The organism is Corallococcus sp. CA041A (assembly GCF_003612075.1).
GTDB lineage: Bacteria > Myxococcota > Myxococcia > Myxococcales > Myxococcaceae > Corallococcus > Corallococcus exiguus.
In genome coordinates, this window is the sequence record NZ_RAWF01000001.1 from 38,576 (window position 1) to 60,688 (window position 22,113).

The following is a 22,113-nucleotide window of genomic DNA, read 5'->3' on the forward strand; positions in this document are numbered from 1 at the left end:
TCGCCCCACCTTCTTCACCGACCGAGCACCATGAGCGACATTCGCAACCGGATCGCCCACCTTCCTCCCGAAAAGCGCGAGCAACTGCTGCGCAAGATGGCCGAACGGCAGCAGGCCTCCGGTGCGCCGGCGAAGGACCTTGCACCAGCCCCGAGGCCCGCGCGCGCGGCGTCCGAACCGTCGCCGCTGTCCTTCGCCCAGCAGCGGCTGTGGTTCCTGGATCGGATGGAGCCCGGGACGACGCTGTTCAACCTCCCGGCCGCGTTCCGCCTGCGCGGGCCGCTGGACGTGATAGCCCTCGGGCGCGCTTTCAACGCGCTCGTGGAGCGCCATGAATCACTGCGGACGCGCTTCATGGATCAGGACGGTCAGCCCGTGCAGGTGGCGGAGCCGTCACTGACACTGGCGCTGGCACCGGAGGACCTGACGGGCCTGCCGCTGGAGCAGCGCGAGGAGCAGACGCGCATGCGAATGGCGGAGGAGGCGCGACGGCCGTTCGACCTGACGCGCGGACCGCTGCTACGCACCCGGCTGCTGCGGCTATCGCCGGAGGAGCACGTGCTGCTCCTGACGATGCACCACATCGTCTCCGACGGCTGGTCCATCGAAGTGCTGATCCGCGAGGTGGGCGTCTTCTACGAAGCCTTCGTCGCCGACACCGCGCCAGTGCTCCCAGCACTGCCGTTGCAATACGCGGACTTCGCGCGCCAGCAGCAGGGACGCGAGGGCGAGGCCCTGCGGCGTCAGCTGGACTACTGGAAGGCACGGCTGAGCGGCGCGCCGCAGGTGCTGGAGCTGCCCACGGACTGGCCGCGTCCGGCCGTTCAGACATTCCAGGGGGCGGAGCTGCGCGTGGAGCTGCCCGCCGCGCTGGTGGAGCAGCTCAAGGCGCTGGGCCGGCGCAGCGGAGCCACGCTCTACATGGTGCTGCTCGCGGCCTTCCAGACGGTGCTGCACCGGTACTCGGGGCAGGACGAGGTCTGCGTGGGCACGCCCAGCGCCGGCCGGAGCCAGGCCGAGTTGGAGGGCCTCATCGGCTTCTTCCTCAACACGCTGGTGCTGCGCACGGACCTGTCCGGCGATCCCACCTTCCTGGGGCTGCTGGGCCGGGTGCGTGAGGCCGCGACGGGCGCGTTCGACAACCAGGACGTGCCCTTCGAGAAGCTGGTGGAGGAGCTCCAGCCCCGGCGCAGCCTCAGCTACACGCCGCTGTTCCAGGTGATGCTCATCCTCCAGAAGCCGCAGGGCCGTCCCAAGTTGGGAGGCCTGACGCTGGAGGCCATCAAGAGCACCGCGGGCCGGTCGATGTTCGACCTCACCCTGTCGCTGGTGGAGGTGGAGCGAGGCGGGCTCGTCGGTCACGTGGAGTACAGCACCGACTTGTTCGAGGAGGCGACCATCGCGCGCCTCACCCAGCACCTGCGCACGGTACTGGAGGCCGCCGTCGCTCGCCCCGAGGCGCCCCTGGCTTCACTGCCCCTCATGCCCGAGGCCGAGCAGCGTCAGGTGCTCCTCGACTTCAACCGCACCCACGCCGACGTGCCGCTCGACGCCTGCTTCCATCAGCTCTTCGAAGGCCAGGCCGACCGCGCCCCCGACGCCGTCGCCGTCCGCGACGCGTCTTCTTCCTTCAGCTACCGCGCCCTCGACGCTCGCTCCAACCGCCTCGCACACCACCTCGTCGCCTCTGGCGTCCAGCCCGATTCCCTCGTCGCTCTGTTGGCCCCTCGTGGCTGCGACTTCGTCGCTTCCAACCTCGGCGTCCTCAAGGCCGGCGCTGCCTGGCTGCCCCTCGACCCGCTCCACCCGCCCCAGCGCCTCGCCCAGATTCTCTCCCTCAGCCGCGCTCCCTTCGTCCTCGTCGCCGATGTCTTCGCGCCGCTGCTGGCTTCCGCACTCGCGCTGCTTCCCGAGGACTCTCGCCCGCGCGTCCTTTCGCTCGAAGCCTCCCTGAACGCGGACGTTCCTTCTTCGCGCCTCTCGCCTCGCGCGTCTCCTTCACACCTCGCCTACGTCATCTTCACCTCGGGCTCCACCGGCACCCCCAAGGGCGCCATGGTCGAGCAGCGCGGCATGCTCAACCACCTGCATGCCAAGGTGCTTGCACTCGACCTCGGGCCCACGGACGTCGTCGCCCAGACGGCCTCTCAGTGCTTCGACATCTCCGTCTGGCAGTCCTTCGTTGCCCTGCTCGTCGGTGGCCAGACGCTGGTGCTTGGCGACGACGTTGCCCACTCTCCTAGCTCACTGCTTGATGCGCTAGAGGCCCACGCCGTCTCCATCGTCGAGTCCGTCCCCTCCCTGCTGAATGCCCTGCTCGACGAGGCCGACTCTCGCGGCGCTGCACGTCCCGCGCTTTCTCGCCTGCGCTTCATGCTTCCCACCGGTGAGGCCCTTCCCGCCGAAACCGCTCGCCGCTGGCTTCTCGCGTGGCCCGCCATTCCCCTCGTCAACGCCTACGGCCCCACCGAGTGCTCCGACGACGTCACCCACGCCTTCCTCTCCTCACCTCCGGCCTCTTCCGTTGTCCCCATCGGCCGCCCTGTCTGCAACACCCGCCTCTACGTCCTCGACTCCCTCCTTCGGCCCTGCCCCCTCGGCATTCCGGGCGAGCTCTTCGTCGCGGGTACGGGTGTCGGCCGCGGCTACCTCTTCGACGCTTCCCGCACCGCCGTCTCCTTCATTCCGGACCCCTTCGCCTCCTCACCCGGCGCGCGCCTCTACCGCACCGGTGACCGCGTCCGCTGGCTTCCCGACGGCTCCCTCGACTTCCTGGGCCGCATCGACTTCCAGGTGAAGCTGCGCGGCTTCCGCATTGAGTTGGGTGAAATCGAAGCCTCTCTGCGCGGGCTGCCCGCCGTGCGTGACGTCGTCGTCCTCGTTCGCCAGGACTCCCCCGGTGACGCGCGTCTCGTCGCGTACCTCTGCCCGCGCCCGGGCCTGCCTCTCGACGTCTCCGAAGTCCGCGCGTCGCTCGCCTCGCACCTGCCCGAGTACATGGTGCCTTCGGCCTTCGTCCTCCTCGACACCCTGCCCCTCAGCTCCAACGGCAAGGTGGACCGCAAGGCCCTTCCTCTCCCCGACGCAGACGCCTCTCTCGCCGCATCCTTCGTCCCGCCCCGCACGCGCACCGAGGCACTCCTCTGCGGCCTCTTCGCTCGCTTGCTGCGGCTGGAGCGCGTCGGCATCGACGACGACTTCTTCGCCCTCGGTGGACACTCACTCCTCGCCACCCGCCTCGTCGCCCACGTGCGCGAAGCCCTCGGCCTGGAGTTGCCCCTTCGCGCTCTCTTCGAGGCCTCTTCTCCCGCGCTCCTCGCCCAGCGCCTCGACGCCCTTCGCGACTCCTCCTTCTCTTCTTCCGCGCCTCCGCTGCGCCCCACACCTCGCGATGGCGCGCCCCCGCCTCTCTCCTTCGCCCAGCAGCGACTCTGGTTCCTCGACCGCTGGCAGCCCCAGAGCGCCTTCTACAACGTCCCCTCCGCGCTCCGGCTCCTCGGCGCCCTCCACCTCCCCGCGCTCCAGTCCGCCTTCGACGAACTGATCCGCCGTCACGAATCCCTGCGCACCACCTTCGACTCCACGGAGGAGGAGCCCCACCAGCTCATCCACCCGGCGCGGTCCATTCCGCTTCAAGTCATCGACGTGAGCAGCCTGCCCACCGCCGAGCGGATGCCCGAGGCGCGCAGGCTCGCCGACGCGGAAGCGCAGCGGCCCTTCGACCTGTCGGCGGGACCGGTCCTGCGGCTCACGCTGTTGCGGCTGGAGGAACAGGAGCACGTGCTCCTCGGGGTGATGCACCACATCGTCTCGGATGATCGCTCCATCCAGGTGCTGCTCCGCGAGGTGGCCGCGCTCTACGACGCCTTCCAGCGGGGACAGCCGTCACCGCTTCCACCGCTGCCGGTGCAGTACGCGGACTACGCCGTGTGGCAGCGCTCCTGGCTTCAGGGCGACGTGCTCGACGCGCGGCTCGGCTGGTGGCGCCAGCAGTTGGACGGGATGCCCCAGGCGCTGGAGCTGCCCACGGATCGCCCCCGGCCCGCGACCCAGGGCCACCGCGGCGCCGTGAGCGAGACCCGGTTGCCGCGCGCCCTCTCCGATTCCCTGCGCGCCTTCCACCGCCGCGAGGGCGTCACGCCCTTCGTGACGCTGCTGGCGGCCACGCAGGTGCTGCTGCACCGCTACTCCGGCCAGGAGGACTTCGCGCTCGGCACGCCCGTGGAGGGCCGTGAGCAGCAGGGGCTGGAAGGGCTCATCGGGTTCTTCATCAACACCGTGGTCCTGCGCGCACGGCCACGGCCGGGGCTCTCCTTCCGGGAGCTGCTCGCCCAGGCGCGCGAGTCCACGCTCGGCGCGCTCGCGCACCAGGACGTGCCCTTCGAGAAGCTGGTGGAGGCGCTCCAGCCGAAGCGCGACCCCAGCCGCTCGCCGCTCTTCCAGGTGATGATCATCTACCAGCAGGGGCTGGAGCTCACCGGCGCGATGCCGGGCCTGACCCTGCTCCCGCTGGAGGTGGAGAGCCGCACCGCGCGCTTCGACCTGTCGCTGGCCTTCACCGACCACCCCGAAGGGCTGGGCCTCTCCTTCGAATACAACACCGACCTCTACGACGCGGCCACGGTGGCCCGCATGGCCGGCCACCTGCAGGAGCTGCTCACCGGCATCGTGGCGCGGCCGGAAGCGCCCCTCTCCGAGCTGCCGCTGCTGACGCCCGCAGAGCGCCAGACGCTGCTCGTCGCGTGGAACGACACCGGCACGCAGGCACCGGCCGGAGCGAGGCTGCACGAGCTCGTGGAGGCACAGGTGGACCGCACGCCGGACGCACCGGCGGTCGTGTTCGAAGGCCAGCGGCTCACGTACCGGGAGCTGGACACCCGCGCCAACCAACTCGCGCACCACCTGCGCTCGCTGGGCGTGGGCCCGGAAGTGCCGGTGGCCGTGTGCGTGGAGCGCTCTCTGGAGATGGTGGTGGGCCTGCTCGCCATCCTCAAGGCGGGCGGCGCCTGGGTGCCGATGGATCCGTCGTACCCGGCCGAGCGCCTGGCCTTCATGCTGGAAGACGCCGCCGCCCCGGTGCTCCTCACCCAGGAGAGTCTGAAGCCCTCACTGCCCGCGACCTCCGGGCGCGTGGTGTGCCTGGACTCGGACTGGGACATCGTCACGCGAGCGCCTACGCACCGGCCCCACGTAACCATCGCGCCCGAGGGCGCCGCGTACATCATCTACACGTCGGGCTCCACCGGCCGGCCCAAGGGGGCGCTCAACACCCACGCCGCGATCCACAACCGGCTGGCGTGGATGCAGTCCGCCTATTCGCTCACACCCGGTGACGCCGTCCTGCAGAAGACGCCCTTCGGCTTCGACGTCTCCGTGTGGGAGTTCTTCTGGCCGCTGATGACCGGCGCGCGGCTGGTCATGGCTCGCCCCGGAGGCCACCAGGACGCTGCTTACCTGGCGCGCACCATCGCCGAGGAGCGCATCACCACGCTGCACTTCGTGCCGTCCATGCTCCAGGTCTTCCTGGAGCAGCCGGGACTGGAATCCTGCGCTTCCCTCCAGCGCATCTTCTCCAGCGGCGAAGCCCTCCCCCCGGATCTCGCGCGGCGCTGCCTGGAGCGGCTGCCAGCGCGGCTGTTCAACCTCTACGGCCCCACGGAGGCTGCCGTCGACGTCACGCACTGGACATGCGAGCACGGCGACCCGTCGCGCACGGTCCCCATTGGCCGACCCATCACGAACCTGCGTCTGCACGTCCTCGACGCGGGACTGCGCCCCGTGCCCGTGGGCATCCCGGGCGAGCTCTACATTGGAGGCCTGGGCCTGGCGCGCGGCTACCACCACCGGCCGGACCTCACCGCCGAGCGCTTCGTGCCGGACCCCGTCGGCACACAGCCCGGTGCGCGCCTCTACCGGACGGGAGACCTGGCGCGCTACCGGCCCGACGGAGCCATCGAGTACCTGGGCCGCACCGACTTCCAGGTGAAGCTGCGTGGCTTCCGCATCGAGCTGGGCGAAATCGAAGCCTGCCTCGGCCTGCACCCCGCCGTGCGCGAGGCAGTGGTCGTGGCGCGCGAGGACGTGCCGGGCGATCCGCGTCTGGTGGCCTACGTGGTGCCCGGCCCGGGCCAAGAGGCCGACACGGCCACGCTGCGCCAGCACCTCCAGCAGCGGCTGCCCGAGTACATGGTGCCCGCGGCCTTCGTGGTGATGGCCGCGCTGCCGCTCTCCGCCAACGGCAAGCTGGAGCGGAGGGCACTGCCCGCGCCCACCACCGCGTTGGAGGCGACGCGCACCTCCGCCCCGCCACGGACCCGCACGGAGCAGCTGCTGTGCGGACTCTTCGCACGCGTGCTGCGGCTGGAGCGCGTGGGCCCGCACGACGACTTCTTCGCGCTCGGTGGCCACTCCCTGCTCGCAACGCGCCTGGTGGCGCGCGTGCAGGAGACCTTCGGCGTGGAGCTACCCCTGCGCGCCTTCTTCGACGCGCCCTCGGTCGCGAAGCTCGCCGTCCTGGTGGACGCACGGACTCCCGAGGAAGGTTCCGCTCCGGCCCCTCGCCCCGTGCCGCGCGACGGCGCGCTGCCCCTGTCCTTCTCCCAGCAGCGCCTGTGGTTCCTGGATCAGTGGCAGCCCGGCAGCCCGCTCTACAACATCCCCGCCGCGCTGGAGCTGGAGGGAGAGTTGGACGTGGGCCTGCTGGAGCGTTGCTTCCAGGAGCTCATCCGGCGCCACGAGCCGCTGCGCACGACGTTCCTCCAGGGCGAGCACGGCGGAGAGCAGCGCGTGCACGCGGAGGCCGCCGCGCCCCTCACCGTGATTGACCTGGAGGCGCTGCCCGCGACGGAGCGCGAGCAGGAGGCGCGCAGGCTCGCCGTCGAAGAGGCGCACCGGCCCTTCGACCTCGCCCGTGGCCCCTTGATGCGCGTCACGCTGCTGCGCCTGGAGCCCCGGCGCCACGTGCTGCTCCTGACGCTGCACCACATCGTCTCCGATGGCTGGTCGCTGGAGGTGCTCCTGCGCGAGCTGGCCGTGCTCCACGACGCCTTCCTGCGCGACGAACCTTCACCGCTTCCACCGCTGCCGGTGCAGTACGCGGACTACGCTGTGTGGCAGCGCTCCTGGCTCCAGGGTGATGTGCTCGACGCGCAGCTCGGCTGGTGGCGCCAGCAGCTGGACGGGATGCCCCGGGCGCTGGAGCTGCCCACGGATCGGCCGCGTCCCGCGCTCGTCACATCGAAGGGTGCGGTGGCCACCCGCCGGCTGCCGCGCGACCTGTCGGACGCACTGCGAGCCTTCCACCGCCGCGAGGGCGTCACGCCCTTCACCACGTACCTGGCCGCGCTCCAGGCGCTGCTGTTCCGCTACTCTGGCCAGGACGACCTGGGCGTGGGCACGCCCGTGTCCGGCCGCGGGCGCCCGGAGCTGGAGGGGCTCATCGGCCTCTTCATCAACACGCTGGTGCTGCGTGCCCGCATCGACGGCGAACGTTCGTTCCGCGAGCTGCTCGCCCAGGCGCGTGAGGCGGTGCTGGGCGCCTTCTCCCATCAGGACGTGCCCTTCGAGCGACTGGTGGAGGTGCTCCAGCCGGAGCGCGACCTGAGCCGCACGCCGCTGTTCCAGGTGATGCTGGTCCACCAGCACGGCCTGGAGCTGGAGCGGGCCCTGCCGGGGCTGACGATGCGCCCGCTGCCCGTGGAGGGGCGCACCGCCAAGTTCGACCTCACCCTCTACGTCACCGACAGTGAGCAGGGCCAGCAGTTGGGACTGGAGTACAACGCCGACCTCTTCGAGCCGGACACCGCGGAGCGGCTGCTGGGGCACCTGGAGGTGCTGCTGCGCGACGTCACCGCCCACCCGGAGCGGCGCGTGGCGGAGCTGCCGCTGCTCACCGAAGCCGAGCGCCACCAGCACCTGGTGGAGTGGAACACCCCGCGCGAGGGCTTCGCGCGAGGCCCCACCCTGCACCAGCGCTTCGAGGCGCGGGTGGCCCTCACGCCGGACGCCCTCGCCGCCACCTGCGGCGAGCAGCACCTCACCTACCGGCAGCTGGACGCGCGCGCCAACCAGGTCGCGTGGCGCCTGCGCTCCTTCGGCGTGGGGCCGGAGACGCTCGTCGGGCTGTGCGTGGAGCGTTCGCTGGACATGGTGGTGGGCCTGCTCGCCATCCTCAAGGCAGGCGGCGCCTACGTCCCCATGGATCCGTCGTACCCCATGGATCGCCTGGCCTTCATGCTGGAGGACACCCGCGTCCCGGTGCTCGTCACCCAGACTTCTCTCCAGGGAGCGCTGCCGGCGCACGGCGCACACGTGGTGCTGCTGGACGACCGCGGCCTCGAAGCGGAGCCCGTCCACGCCCCCGACGCGGGAGTCGCCCCGGAGAACCTGGCGTACGTCATCTACACCTCCGGATCCACGGGCCGGCCCAAGGGCGTGCAGCTGGCGCACGAGCAGGTGGTGCGCCTGATGACCGCCACGGAGCCCTGGTACGGCTTCGGCGCACAGGACGTGTGGACGTTCTTCCACTCGTACGCGTTCGACTTCTCCGTCTGGGAGCTGTGGGGCGCGCTGCTGTACGGCGGGCGCGTGGTGGTGGTGCCCTACTGGGTGAGCCGCTCGCCGGAGAGCTTCCTGTCGCTGCTGCGCCGCGAGAGGGTGACGGTCCTCAATCAAACGCCCTCCGCCTTCCGCCAGCTGCTCCACGCGGACGCGACCTCCGACGAGCCCGGCGCGCTGTCCCTGCGCTACGTCATCTTCGGCGGCGAGGCCCTGGAGTTCGCCAGCCTGCGGCCCTGGTTCGCGCGGCACGGGGACGCGCGGCCCCGGCTGATCAACATGTACGGCATCACCGAGACGACGGTCCACGTCACCTACCGCGTGGTGCACACGGCCGACGCGGAAGGGGGCTCGGGCAGCATCGTGGGTGTGCCCATCCCGGACCTCCAGACCTTCGTCCTGGACTCGCGCCTCCAGCCCCAGCCCGTGGGCATCCCGGGCGAGCTGTACGTGGGAGGCCCGGGCCTGGCGCGCGGCTACCTCCACCGTCCGGAGCTGACAGCGGAGCGCTTCGTGCCGCACCCTTTCGCCACGCGCCCCGGAGAGCGCCTCTACCGGACGGGAGACCTGGCGCGCGTACGCGCCGACGGGCAGCTGGAGTACCTGGGCCGCTCGGACCTGCAGGTGAAGATCCGCGGCTTCCGCATCGAGCTGGGAGAAATTGAAACCGCGCTGGCCTTGCACCCCTCCGTGCGCGAAGCGGTGGTGGTGGCGCGCGAGGACGCGCCGGGCGGCAAGCGGCTGGTGGGCTACGTGACGCCCGCCGTGGGCCAGACGCCAGACATCGAAACGCTGCGCCAGCACCTTCAGCAGCGGCTGCCGGACTACATGGTGCCCGCAGCGCTCGTCGCGCTGGAGTCCCTGCCGCTCACGTCCAACGGCAAGGTGGACCGAAGGGCGCTGCCCGCGCCGGAGCTGGAGCGCTCGGTGGGGACGCCGTTCGTGGCGCCTCGGACAGAGGTGGAGCAGCGGCTGGCGGACATCTGGGCGAAGGTGCTTCGCCGGGAGAACGTGGGCCTGCACGACAACTTCTTCGCGCTGGGCGGAGACTCCATCGTCAGCCTGCAGATCATCGCCCGCGCGCACCGCGTGGGCCTGCGCCTCACGCCCCGGCAGCTCTTCCAGCACCCGACCATCGCGGAGCTTGCGCCGCTGGTGGTTCCGGCGGACGTGCCAACCGGGGAGCAGGGGCCGGTGGTGGGTCCGGTGCCGCTCACACCCATCCAGCGCTGGTTCGTGGAGCGCGAGCTGAAGGCACCGCAGCACAACAACCAGGCCATGGTGCTGGAGCTGCGCCAACCGATGGAGGTGCCGCTGCTGGAAGCGGCGCTGGGCCACCTGCTCGCGCACCACGACGCGCTCCGGCTGCGCCTCACCTGGACGGCGGAGGGCTGGCGGCAGACGTGCGCCGAGCCCGGCCCCGGCGGAGTGGTGGTGCGGCGGGTGGACGCGGCGCGCCTGGAGCAGGTCGCCGGGGAGTTGCAGCGCGGCCTTTCGCTGGAGGACGGCCCGCTGGTGGCGGCGGCGCTGGTGGACCCGTCGGAGGAGAAGTCTGGACGCCTGCTGCTCGTCATCCACCACCTGGCGGTGGACGGCGTCTCGTGGCGCACGATGCTGGAGGACCTGGCCACGGTGTACCGGCAGCTCCAGGAGGGGCGCGCGGTGTCACTGCCCCCCAAGAGCACGTCCTTCAAGGCGTGGGCGGAGCGGCTGGTGGCGCACGCCCATTCGCCAGCGGTGACGGCGGAGCTGCCCTTCTGGTTGGACGCATCCCGTTCGCGCGTGCGCCCGCTGCCCCGGGAGGGTGCCGGCGGCGACGCCACCTTCGCGTCGGCACGAGGCGTGACGGTGTCGCTGAGCGCGGAGGAGACGCGCCTGCTGTTGCAGGACGTGCCCGCCGCGTACCGGGCGCGCATCGACGACGTGCTGCTCGCGGCGCTGATGCAGGCGTTGGCGGCCTGGACGGGCCAGCCGCGCCAGTTGGTGGACCTGGAGGGCCACGGCCGCGAGGACCTCTTCGACGACGTGGACCTGTCGCGCACGGTGGGCTGGTTCACGGCGCTGTACCCCGCGCTGCTGGAGGTCCCCTCCGAGGCCAGTCCGGGAGACGCGGTGCGCGCCGTGCGCGAGGCGCTGGCGAAGGTACCGTCGCGCGGACTCGGCCACGGCCTGCTGCGCTACCTGCGCGAGGACGAAGCGGCGAGGCGGCTGCGCGCCCTGCCTGCGGCGGAGCTCAGCTTCAACTACCTGGGCCAGTTCGACACGGACTCGCGCGCCGAGGGCCCCTTCACCCTGGTGCGTGAGTCCGCGGGCCCCACCATCGGTGAATCGGAGCGGCGGCCGCACGTGCTGGAGGCGGGCGGCTACGTGCTCTCCGGCCGGATGGACCTCTTCGTCAGCTACAGCGAGGCGCTCCACTCCCACGCCACCATCCAGGCGCTCGCCACCGCCTGGGGCGACGCACTGCGGAGGATCATCGCCGGTCGCCTGGGCACGGATGCGGAACGGCGCACCCCCGCGGACTTCCCGCTGGCCCGCCTCGCCCCGAGCGCCCTGGAGCGCATCCTCCAGACGGCGCCGCTCGCGAGGGACATCTACCCGCTGTCGCCCATGCAGCAGGGCATGCTCTTCCACGCGCTGTTCGAGCCCCAGGTGGGCATGTACCTGGAGCAGCTCACCTGGACGTTCCACGCGCCGCTGGACCGCGACGCCTTCCACCGCGCCATGGACCGGCTGGTGGAGCGTCAGCCCCTGCTGCGCACCGCGCTCTTCTGGGAGGGACTGGCCGAGCCGCTCCAGGTGGTGAGCGCCCGCGCCCCGCTCCCGTGGCTGGAGTTGGATTGGCGCGACGCGTCCCCGGCGGAGCAGCAGCTCCGGCTGGAAGACTTCCTGGCCCGCGATCGCGCCCAGGGCTTCGACCTGTCCCGGCCTCCGCTGATGCGGCTGGCGCTCATCCGACTGGAGGAGAACGTCACGCGCATGGTGTGGACGTACCACCACGTGCTGCTGGACGGGTGGAGCCTGGGCCTGCTGTTCCAGGAGCTCTTCACCACCTACCAGGCGCTCCTGCGCGACGAGCCTCTTCCGGACCGGTCCAGCCCTCCCTTCCGCGACTACGTGGCCTGGCTCCAGCGCCGGGACGACGCCGGTTCGGAGGCCTTCTGGCGCAAGTCGCTGCGAGGCTTCACGGAGCCCACGCCCCTGCCCCTCGCCCGGCCCGTGAGCGCGGACGCGGCGCCCCTGGCTCCCGGCGAGCGGGAGATCCATCTGAGCGCGGAGCGCACCCTGGAGCTCCAGGCGTTCGCCCGCGACCACCAGCTCACGCTCAACACGCTGGTGCAGGCGACGTGGGGCCTGGTGCTCGGCCGCTGCGCGGGCACGACCGACGCTGTCTTCGGCACCACTGTCTCCGGACGTCCGCCGGAGCTGACGGACGTGGAGTCCATGGTGGGCCTCTTCATCAACGCCCTGCCAGTGCGCGTGCGGATGGATCCGGACGTGCCGGTGCTGCGGTGGTTGAAGGAGCTTCAGTCATGGCAGGCGGAGATGCGCCAGCACGAGCACAGCCCGCTGGTGAAGGTGCAGGGCTGGAGCGAGCTGCCGCGCGGCTCGTCCCTCTTCGACAGCTTCCTCGTCTTCGAAAACTACCCGGTGGACACGTCCGTCATCGAGCGGGGCAGCGCCCTGGCGATCCGCGACATCAGCTTCCTGGAGCGCATCAACTATCCGCTCGCGGCGATGGTCATCCCCGACCGCCAGCTGCTCCTGCGACTGGGCTACGACCCGGCGCGCTTCAGCGCGGAAGCCATCGACCAGCTCCTGTCACACTGGAGCACCGCACTGGAGGCGGTGCTCGCCTCACCCGACCAGCCGCTGGGCGCGCTGTCGCTCTTCACGGAAGAGGCACGGCGCCAGGTGCTGGTGGAGTGGAATGCCAGCGACGTGGCCTTCCCCCAGGAGCGCCTCGTCCACCAGCTCTTCGAAGCGCAGGTGGCCCGCACTCCCGACGCTGCCGCTCTCGCCGCTGGCGACGACACCCTTTCGTTCCAGCAGCTCGACGCACGCGCCAACCAGCTCGCCTGGCATCTGCGCGCTTACGGCGTCGGTCCCGAGACCCGCGTCGCGCTCTGCCTCGAGCGCTCCTTCGATCTCGTCGTCTCCATGCTCGCCGTCCTCAAGGCCGGCGGCGCATGGGTGCCGCTGGATCCGACGCTTCCCTCGGACCGCCTCGCCTTCATGCTCGCCGACTCCGGCGCCCCCGTGGTCGTCACCCAGGATCATCTGGCGGATGAGCTGCCGGCGCACGGCGGGGTGCTGGTGTGCGTGGACGCGGATTGGAATCAGGTGGCCTCGTGCTCCACCCAGCCGCCTCCTCCCCGCTCCCTGCCCGATTCGCTCGCCTACGTCATCTACACCTCTGGCTCCACCGGCAAGCCCAAGGGCACCCTCCTCACCCACCGCGGCCTCGCCAACACCGCCCTCGCCGCCGTCCGCGAACACCACTTCGACTCCTCCTCCCGCGTCCTCCAGTTCGCCTCCATCGGCTTCGATGCCTGCGTCTGCGAGGTCTTCTCTTCCCTCCTCGCGGGCGCCTGCCTCCACCTTGCTCCTCGCGAGCAGCTCCTCCCAGGGCCGCCCCTCCACTCCCTGCTCCGCGACCGCGCCATCTCCGCTGTCACCCTCACGCCTTCCGTCCTCGCTCAGCTCGACCCCACGGGCCTCGACTCCTTGCGCATCGTCATCTCCGCGGGTGAGGCGCTCCCGGCTGCCGTCGCCTCACGCTGGGTCCACCCCCAGCGCCTCCTGCTCAACGCCTACGGCCCCACTGAAGTGACTGTCTGCGCTTCCATTGAGTCGCAGCTCATTCCCTCTCAGCCCACCATCGGCGCTCCCTTCCCCAACGTCCGCCTCTTCGTCCTCGACGCCCTCCTTCGCCCCGTCCCCGTCGGCCTCCCCGGTGAGCTCTTCGTCTCCGGCCCTGGCGTTGCTCGCGGCTACCTCGGCCAGCCCTCCCTCACCGCGGAGAAGTTCATTCCCCATCCGTTCTCGCGCGAGCCGGGTGAGCGCCTCTACCGCACTGGTGACCGCGTCCGCTGGCTGCCCTCCGGCCGTCTCGAGTTCCTCGGCCGCCTCGACTCCCAGGTGAAGCTGCGCGGCTTCCGCATCGAGCCCTCCGAAGTCTCCTCCCTCCTTCGCGACCACTCCTCCGTCCTCGACGCCTTCACACTCCTTCGCGAGGACTCGCCCTCCCTCCTCCGCCTCGTCTCCTACGTCGTCTCTCGAGACGAGTCCCCCGACGAAGCCCCACTGCGCGCGATGCTCAAGGCGCGAGTGCCGGAGTACATGGTGCCGGCGGCGTTCGTGTTCCTGGACGCGCTGCCTCTCACCGCCAGCGGCAAGGTGGACACGCGCGCGCTGCCCGTCCCGGGCACTCCGCCCGCACGGGCGGCGCTCCAGGTCGCTCCTCGCGACACGGTGGAGGAGCTGCTCGCGACGCTGTGGGCGGAGCTGCTGGGCGTGGAGCGCGTGGGCATCCACGACGACTTCTTCGACCTGGGCGGCCACTCGCTACTCGCCACGCAACTGGTGGCGCGCCTGCGCGCCGTGTTCGACGTGGACGTATCGCTTCAGGAGCTGTTCGACCGCACCACCGTGGCCCGCCTCGCGGATCGGCTCCGGGCCCCGCACAGCGATTCACTCGCGAGGCCGCCCCCCATCACGTCCTCCCCGGAGGACGGCGAAGTCCCCCTCTCGCACGCGCAGGCCGCCTACTGGTCTCCGGAGCGCATGGGCGCGGGGAGCGTCTACAACCAGGTGCTCACCCCGCTGCGCCTGGACGGCCCCCTCGACGTGGAGGCCCTGAGGCGCGCGATTGAAGAGCTGGTGCGCCGCCACGAACCGCTGCGCACCACCTTCCCCAGCGTGGACGGTCAGCCCGTGCAGCGCGTGGCCCCGCCCACGGAGTGGGAACTCCCCGTGGAGGATCTCCGCTCCCTGCCCGAGGACACGCGCGAGCAGGCGCTGATGTCTCGGATGGAAGAAGAAGGCTGGCGCCCGTTCGACATGGAGCACGGGCCGCTGATGCGCACGCGCCTCTTCCGCGTCACGGACAGCCGCCACGTCCTCATGCTCGCCGTCCACCACGCACTCACCGACCAGGTGTCCGGCGGAGTGATGCTGCGAGAGCTGACTGCGCTCTACCCCGCCTTCCGCGACGAGCAGCCCTCGCCGCTGCCGGAGCTCACCGTGAGCTACCGCGACTACACCCGCTGGCAGCGCGAGTGGATGCGCGGCGAGGTGCTGGAGCACCACCGCAACTGGTGGAGCCGCCGCCTGGAGAAGCCTTTGCCGGCGTCGCTGCCCCTGGACCGCCCGCGCCCGGAGGCCGGCACCTTCCGCAAGGGACGCCACGGCTTCACGCTCCCGCCCGCGCTGTCCGCCCGGTTCCACACGCTGGCCCGGCGCGAGAGCGTCACCCCCTTCTTGCTGGGGCTGGCGGCCTTCAAGACGTTCCTCGCGCGGACGCTCCAGTGCGGCGACACGGTGGTGGGCATCGTGCACGCCAACCGCCCGCGCCCGGAGCTGGAGCCGCTGGTGGGCATGTTCGCCAGCTACCTGCTGCTGCGCACGGACCTGTCCGGCAACCCCTCCTTCCGAGAGGTCCTGCGGCGCGTGCGCGCCAGCTACCTGGAGTCCTCCGAGCACCAGGACCTGCCCCACGCGGAGCTGGTGTCGCTGCTGCGTCCAGGTGTCGTGGACCGCCGTCCGCTGAGCCCGCTCGGCTACGTCTTCCACGCCTCCGCCGCGCCAGCGGTCACCCTGGCCGGGCTGGAGATCCAACCGCTGGACGCGGACCTGGGCCTGCTGCTCAACGACTTGCAGTTGCTGCTGACGGACGGCCCGGAAGGACTCACGGGCCAACTGGAGTACCGCACGGAGCTCTTCGACGCGACGACGGTCGCGCGGATGGTGGACGCGCTCCAGGCGCTGTTGATGGAGGTGGTGGAGGAACCGGACCGGCCCCTGGGGTCGCTGGCCCCGCCCCCTTCGGACTCGAAGTCACGGGAGGTCGCATGAGCACGAGGACCCGGCTGTACCTGGAGGCGGAGCCGTTCCAGAGCGTCGCGGGCGCCATCAACGCCTGGATGGAGGAGGAGCTGCGAGCGCTCGGCCACGACGTCGAGCGCTTCAACCGCCACTACCCCAACACGGGGGACTCCGGCATCCCGGTGGCCAACGCGCGGCGCGTGCTGGCGCTGCACTCCCGGCCCGCCGCGGACCTGGCCGTCTACTGCGACATGGGCCTGGGCATCCGCGCGCCCAACAGGGAGCTGGCGCGGCGGACGTTCGTGTTCTTCCACGGCCTCCACGGCCAGCCCACGACGTGGCTGGGCAACCCGCTCATCGACCTGTACGGGGCGCTGTCGCCCTACATCCACGACACCCTCACGTCGCTGCTGCTGACCCCGGACTGGTCCGCTCGGCGGTGCCTGGATCCGCGCGGGGCCGCGAACGTAAGCACCCTCGTGCCGACGTTGCCGTGCCTGGAGGCCCCCGACGGCGAGGGGCGCCTCCCCGGCGTCGAGCTGCCCCGGACCGTGCAGGAGGCGCTGGACCGCGGCGAGGTGCTGGGCCACGCCATCCAGCCCGGCAAGGCGGACTGGCAGTCCGTCTGCGCCATCCTCCTGGGCCTGCGCGCGCAAGCCCGCGAGCACGGCCATCCTCCCGTGCGGCTGGTGGTGGCCGCCCAGGACTTCGCGCTGCTGCAACACGTGCTCCGCTTCGACTTCCCCTTCCAGGCGCACGCGCTCGCCCAGGCGCTTCAGGCCGCGGACGCGACGCTGGAGGATCTGCTGCTGCCCGTCCCGCACCTGAGCCAGCCCGCCCTCTTCCGCCTCGTGCGCGAGGCCCGCTTCGGGCTCTGCTACAACACCACCCCGGAGCCCTTCGGGATGTACGTGCTGGAGTCCGTGCTCAACGGCTGTCCCGTCTACACCAACGGGGCGGGCAACAACCGCCACGCGCTCCCGCCGGGCCACGGCATCCTCGTCCACGAGACCGAGGCGATGGCCGCTGGCGCCCCGGACGCCTACGCCTCCCTGGCGGCCCGCATCTTCCAGGACGTGCTCGCGCCAGCGCCCCTGCGTGAGGCCTGCCAGCGGGGCGCCGCGCTGATCCGCCGCACCTTCACCCGCGCCGCCTTCTCCTCCAGCGTCCGAGCCTGCATCGCCCGGCTGGAGTCGGACCCCGCGCGGCCGGACTGGGCGTTCGAGGACCTGGTCGTGCGGCTGAGCCCCACCGTGCGCCGGCTCGACGCGGCCAGCGGGCGCTTCCGCTCCGACTACCGCGATGATCGGCTGGGCGAGGAGGAACAGGCGCTGCTGCCGCGGGTGCTGGGCAACTCCGCGGGCGACGTCCTGCGCGGGGCCCCCCCGCTCGCGCCGCTGGAGGCGCTCTTCGACAAGGGCGTGCTGTCGCTCGCGACTCCGGAGTCAGCCCGCCCGCCAGGGTCCACGCCGGGCGCGTGGGCCTGGTACCCGCCGGACTCCGCCTTCCTGGAGCCCTCCCTCCTGCGCGACCCCGGCCCGCGTTAGCCGCCCCTTCTCCCAGGTGCAGGCATGTCCACCATCCTCTTCGTTCCCATGCCCGCGCGCGGGCACATCAACCCCACGTTCAAGATGGCCCGCGCGCTCCAGAAGCGCGGCCACCGGATCATCTACTGCAGCCTCCCTGACACGGAGGACTTCATCCGCGCGGAGGGCTTCGGCTTCGAGTGCCTCTTCGAGTCCCTCTACCCGAAGGGCTTCCAGGCCAGGAGCAATGCCCGGCTGGGCACGCTGAGCGGCCTGTCCAGGCTGGTGTTCCTGCGCGAGCTGGCCCGCAGGCAGACGCAGACGCTGGAGGCGATGCTCCAGGGCGAGTTCGACGCGATCGTCGAGCGGACGCGCCCGGACCTGGGCGTCATCGACATCCTGCAGCCGGAGCAGGCCCTCGTCCTCCACGGCCACCGGGTGCCGACCGTGGCGCTGAGCACGAGCATCCCCCTGCGCTGGGAGCCCCGGACGCCACCGACCAGCTCGGGGCTCATCCCCGACGAGCGGCTCCCCACGCTCGTCCGGAACACCGTGGACTGGGGACGCATCCTGATCGACACGAAGCTGGGCTCGCTGGGCAGTTGGGTGGGCATTGAGCCGGACTCGATGAAGTTCCGGCGCGCGCTGGCGCGCAAGCATGGCTACCCGGTGTCGAGCCTGGACTTCGGCGGCCGCGTCACCGGCGCGCACGAGCCCCTGCTCGTGCCCTGCCCGCGGGAGTTCGTGGAGTTCCGCGGCGCGAAGCCCTCCGCCGGCCTCCACTTCACGGGGCCCTGCATCGACCTGGAGCGGCAGGAGCCGGACTTCCCCTGGGAGCGGCTCGATGAGGAGCGTCCGCTGGTGGTGTGTTCGCTGGGGACGATGGTCAACCAGGCGGATCAGGCCCGCCGCTTCCACCAGTCCGTCGCCCAGGCGGCCCGCCAGCGCCCGGGCTGGCAGTTCGTGGTCGCCACCAACCAGTGGACGGAGGAGGTCCCAGGAGGAACGCCGGACAACCTCGTGTCCGTGAAGCACGTGCCCCAGCTGCGGATGCTGCGGCGCGCGACCGCGATGGTGACCCACGGCGGCTTCAACAGCATCAAGGAGTGCATCTACTTCGGCGTGCCCATGGTCGTGTTGCCGGTCCAGTGGGATCAACCCGGCATGGCGGCGCGGGTCGCGCACCACGGGCTGGGCGTGCGCACCCGCATCGACACGCTGACGCCGGACCTCCTCGTCCAGCAGTTGGAGGAGATCATCAGCGGGCCCTCGTACCGCGGCGCCCTGGAGCGGATGCAGGACTGCTTCCAGGCCGCCGAACAGGACCAGGCGCTGGCCGAGTCCCTCGAGCAGCACATGGTCCGGGCGTGAGCCCTTCTCCACCCGTTCCCTTCCAACCCTTCAATCCCTCTCCAGAAAGCCAGACATGGAAGACACCCAAAGCCCCTCCAGCTCCGGGAACAATCCCCCCCCGCGCCCCCCGGGTCTGCGTCAGGCGCTGAAACAACAGGCGATGGAGCTGGCCGGCACGGCCCTCACGCAAGGGGCCCTCTTCACTGCCAAACAGGTCACCCAGGCCATCCACCAGCGGCCGGACGCAAACAACACCTTCTTCGACCCCGCGGCGTTCCCCTTCACCAGCCGCATGGAGCGCAACTGGAAGGTCATCCGACAGGAATTGGACGCGGTGATGCGGGGGGTGGAGATCATCCCCAACTTCCAGGACCTGATGCCCGAGCAGCGCGAGCTGACCACGGATGACAGGTGGAAGACGTTCGTCTTCTACGGCTACGGGGTGAAGTTCGAGGACAACTGCCGCCGGTGTCCGGAAACGACGCGTCTCTTGGAGAGCATCCCGGGCATGACGAGCGCCATGTTCTCCATCCTCCGGGGCCGCAAGCACATCCCCCCGCACTCCGGACACTACAAGGGCGTGCTGCGCTACCACCTGGGCCTGCTGGTCCCCGAGCCCGCGGACGCATGTCACATCCGCGTGGGCGACAAGACGGCCTCCTGGCGCGAGGGGCAAAGCCTCATCTTCGACGACACCCACGAACACGAGGTGCGCAAGGAGAACGACGGGGACCGAGTGGTGCTCTTCGTGGACTTCCTGAGGCCGCTGCCGCCAGTGCTGTCCGGGCTCAACCGCACGGTGGTGAAGCTCATCAGCCTGTCGCCCTACATCACCCGGAGCGAGCAGAACTCACGGAAGTGGGAGGAGTACTTCGGCGAGGAGTTCGACCTCGTGCGCAATCCCCCGTCCGGCAAGCGGGCCTGAGCCCGCGGCAAATCAAATCAACTGGCGCGCCCGGAGCACCTGCTCCAGGCCCGCCATGTCCGCGGGCAGGTCGATGGGCTGCGCGGAGGCCTCGGTCGCGCTCCGGACGTCCTTGAGCCCGTTGCCCGTGATGACCACCAGCGCGGACTCGTCGCGCCCCACGATTCCCTGCTCCACCGCGCGGGTCAGCCCCGCGACGGCGCAAGCCCCCGCGGGCTCGGCGAAGACCGCCGCGAGCCGGGCCGTCCTCCGCATCGCCTCCAGGATGCTCGCGTCGTCCACCGCGAGCATGGCGCCCCGCGATTCGTGGATGGCACGCAAGGCCTTGCGCCAGTTGCGCGGCTGTCCCACCGCGATGGAGTCCGCGAGCGTCCGGGCTTCCACCGGACGGATGGAGCCCTCTCGCCGGACGTATTCGTCCACCAGGGGCGCGCTCCCCTGCGCCTGAACGCCGAGCATGCGCGGCAGCCGGGAGAGGAAGCCCAGCCGGTGCATCTCCCACAGCCCCTTCCAGGCCCCGGCCAGGGTGCAGCCATCGCCCACGGAGAAGACCACCCAGTCTGGCAATTCCTCTCCAAGCTGCTCCGCCATCTCCAGGCCCACCGTCTTCTTGCCCTCGATGAGATAGGGATTGACCGCGCAGTTGCGGTTGTACCAACCGAAGCGCGCACAGGCGTCCTGGCAGACCGCGTAGGCGTCGTCATACGAGCCCTTCACGCGCAGGACGGTGCCCCCGAAGATGAGGACCTGCGCCACCTTGGGCTCGGGCGTGCGCTCCGGGACGAAGATGACGCTCTTCAAGCCCACGGCCGCGGAGAACCCCGCGAGCGAAGCGGCCGCGTTGCCGGCCGAGGCACAGGCGATGACGTCGCTCCCCTGCTCCCGGGCCTTGAGGACACCGACAGCGCTCGCGCGGTCCTTGAAGGAAGCCGTGGGATTGCGGCCGTCGTCCTTCACCTTCAGCGCCCTCACGCCCACCGCGGACGCCAGCCGTGGCACGTCGTAGATGGGCGTCATGCCGACGTGGGGATGCGGCAGCTCCCGGGTGCTGTCCACCGGGAGCAACTCCAGGTAGCGCCACAGGCTCCCTACGCGGGATCGCAGCGCCTCGCGGGTCAGCGTCCGCGCCACGGCGTCATAGTCATACTCGAGGTCGAGGATGCCCTCGATGCCGCAGCCAGGGCACGTGTAGACCCCTTGCGTGCCGTAGTGGCTGCCGCAGCGCACGCAGGTCGCGCGGACCAGATGTTCGAGCCCCATGGGTTCAGAACAGGTGCAGCACAAGGCCGCTGCGCAGCTTCGGCTCGAACCAGGTGGACTTGGGCGGCATGATCTCGCCCGCGTCCGCGATGGTCATGAGCTGCTCCAGGCTCGTCGGAGGAAGCGAAAAGGCCACGCGCCACGCGCCCGAGTCCACCAGGCGCTCCAGCTCCTCCGTACCCCGGATGCCGCCCACGAACTGGATGCGCTCGTCCTTGCGCGGATCACGGATGCCCAGGAGCGCCCCCAGCACGTTGTTCTGGAGGATGCTCACGTCCAGCTCCTCCGTCGGCGTGGCGCCAAACGAGCCCGGCCTGGCGGTGAGCTGATACCAGGCTCCCTCCAGATACATGCCGAACTGGTGCGCCCGGTCCTGAGTCTTCGATTGCCCGCGCGTCACCTCGAACCGCTCGCCCAGCCGCGCCAGGAAGGCCTCCGGCGACAGCCCGTTCAAATCCTTCACCACGCGGTTGTAGGCGAGGATGCGCATCTGGTCGTGAGGGAAGACCACCGCCAGGAAGCGGCTGTGTCCGCCGCTCTCACCGCGCTGGCTGCGCAACGAATGGACCCGCGAGGCCGCCGCCGAACGGTGATGTCCATCCGCGATGTAGAGCATGGGCACTTCGTGGAACGCCGCCGTGAGCCGCGTGTTGAGGCTCCCGTTCACCCTCCAGAAGGTGTGGCCAATGCCATCCTCGGTGGTGAAGTCATACTGGGGACTGGAGCGCATCCCCTCCTCCATCAGCGCGCCAATGGACGGCACCGCCCGATACGTGAGGAAGACGGGTTCGTCATTGCCCCCGAGCGTGTCGATGTGCCGGGTGCGATCGTCCTCCTTGTCCGGGCGCGTGAGCTCATGCTTCCGGATGAGGCCCTGGTCGTACTCGTCGACCCTGGCCAGGGCGACGACGCCCGTCTGCACGTGCGCGCCCATGCGCTGCCGGTACAGGTAGAAGCACGCCTCGTCGTCCTGTCGCAGCCAGCCCTCGGCGAAGAAGCGCTCCAGGTTGCGGCGGCCCTGCGCATACACGGGCTCGGAGTGCTCGTCCGTGCCCGGCGGCAAACCAATCTCCGGCCGCGAGACATGGAAGAAGCTGCGCGGGTTGCCGTCGGCGTAGGCGCGCGCTTCCGCGGTGCTCACCACGTCGTAGGGGGGCGTGCACAGCGTCTGTCCCAGCGCCTCGGCGGGACGGACCCCACGGAACGGCTGAAGGTCGGCCACGGATGTCGCTCCTGGTTGTAGGCCTGCTTTGTAAGCTGGCAAAGAATACCAGGCAACCCATGGATAACGGTGACATGGGCGTATCGTTCCGCGCGCGGTGCGTGACGTGTCCCCAGCACCCTCCCACCGCCCGTCCGCTTGCCTCCCCAGCACTCAAATCGCCAGGAAAGACGGGAAGTTGAGGGGCCAGCCGAGCGCGTGGTACGAACTCCCGTTCAGTCTCC

At 70.8% G+C, this 22,113-nt stretch carries 6 protein-coding genes; 4 read left to right on the forward strand and 2 right to left on the reverse strand.

All coding sequences use genetic code 11. The features are described from left to right. Window positions 1-30 precede the first annotated feature (30 nt). Genes D7V77_RS00075 through D7V77_RS00090 form a run of 4 tightly spaced genes read left to right on the forward strand, consistent with a single transcriptional unit; the run spans window position 31 to window position 19,407 of the window. Window positions 31-15,633, forward strand: a complete 15,603-nt coding sequence (locus tag D7V77_RS00075) for a non-ribosomal peptide synthase/polyketide synthase (protein WP_120574209.1) — start codon at window positions 31-33, stop codon at window positions 15,631-15,633. After that, window positions 15,630-17,150: a hypothetical protein gene (locus D7V77_RS00080; RefSeq protein ID WP_120574210.1), complete on the forward strand. Its 1,521-nt coding sequence runs from the start codon at window positions 15,630-15,632 to the stop codon at window positions 17,148-17,150. Before D7V77_RS00075 ends, D7V77_RS00080 begins: the two co-directional genes overlap by 4 nt. Before the next feature lie 24 nt (window positions 17,151-17,174). Further along, on the forward strand, window positions 17,175-18,500 hold the full coding sequence (locus D7V77_RS00085; protein WP_120574211.1) for a glycosyltransferase: 1,326 nt from the start codon (window positions 17,175-17,177) through the stop codon (window positions 18,498-18,500). 55 nt (window positions 18,501-18,555) lie between these two features. Then, a complete protein-coding gene (locus D7V77_RS00090; protein ID WP_120574212.1) occupies window positions 18,556-19,407 on the forward strand; it encodes an aspartyl/asparaginyl beta-hydroxylase domain-containing protein in 852 nt (283 codons plus the stop codon). Between the two features lie 12 nt (window positions 19,408-19,419). On the opposite strand, the gene D7V77_RS00095 is transcribed toward D7V77_RS00090, so the two are convergent. Next, window positions 19,420-20,667: a threonine synthase gene (locus D7V77_RS00095; RefSeq protein ID WP_120574213.1), complete on the reverse strand. Its 1,248-nt coding sequence runs from the start codon at window positions 20,665-20,667 to the stop codon at window positions 19,420-19,422. Between the two features lie 4 nt (window positions 20,668-20,671). After that, a complete protein-coding gene (locus D7V77_RS00100) occupies window positions 20,672-21,889 on the reverse strand; it encodes a DUF1015 domain-containing protein (protein ID WP_120574214.1) in 1,218 nt (405 codons plus the stop codon). Window positions 21,890-22,113: the final 224 nt, after the last annotated feature.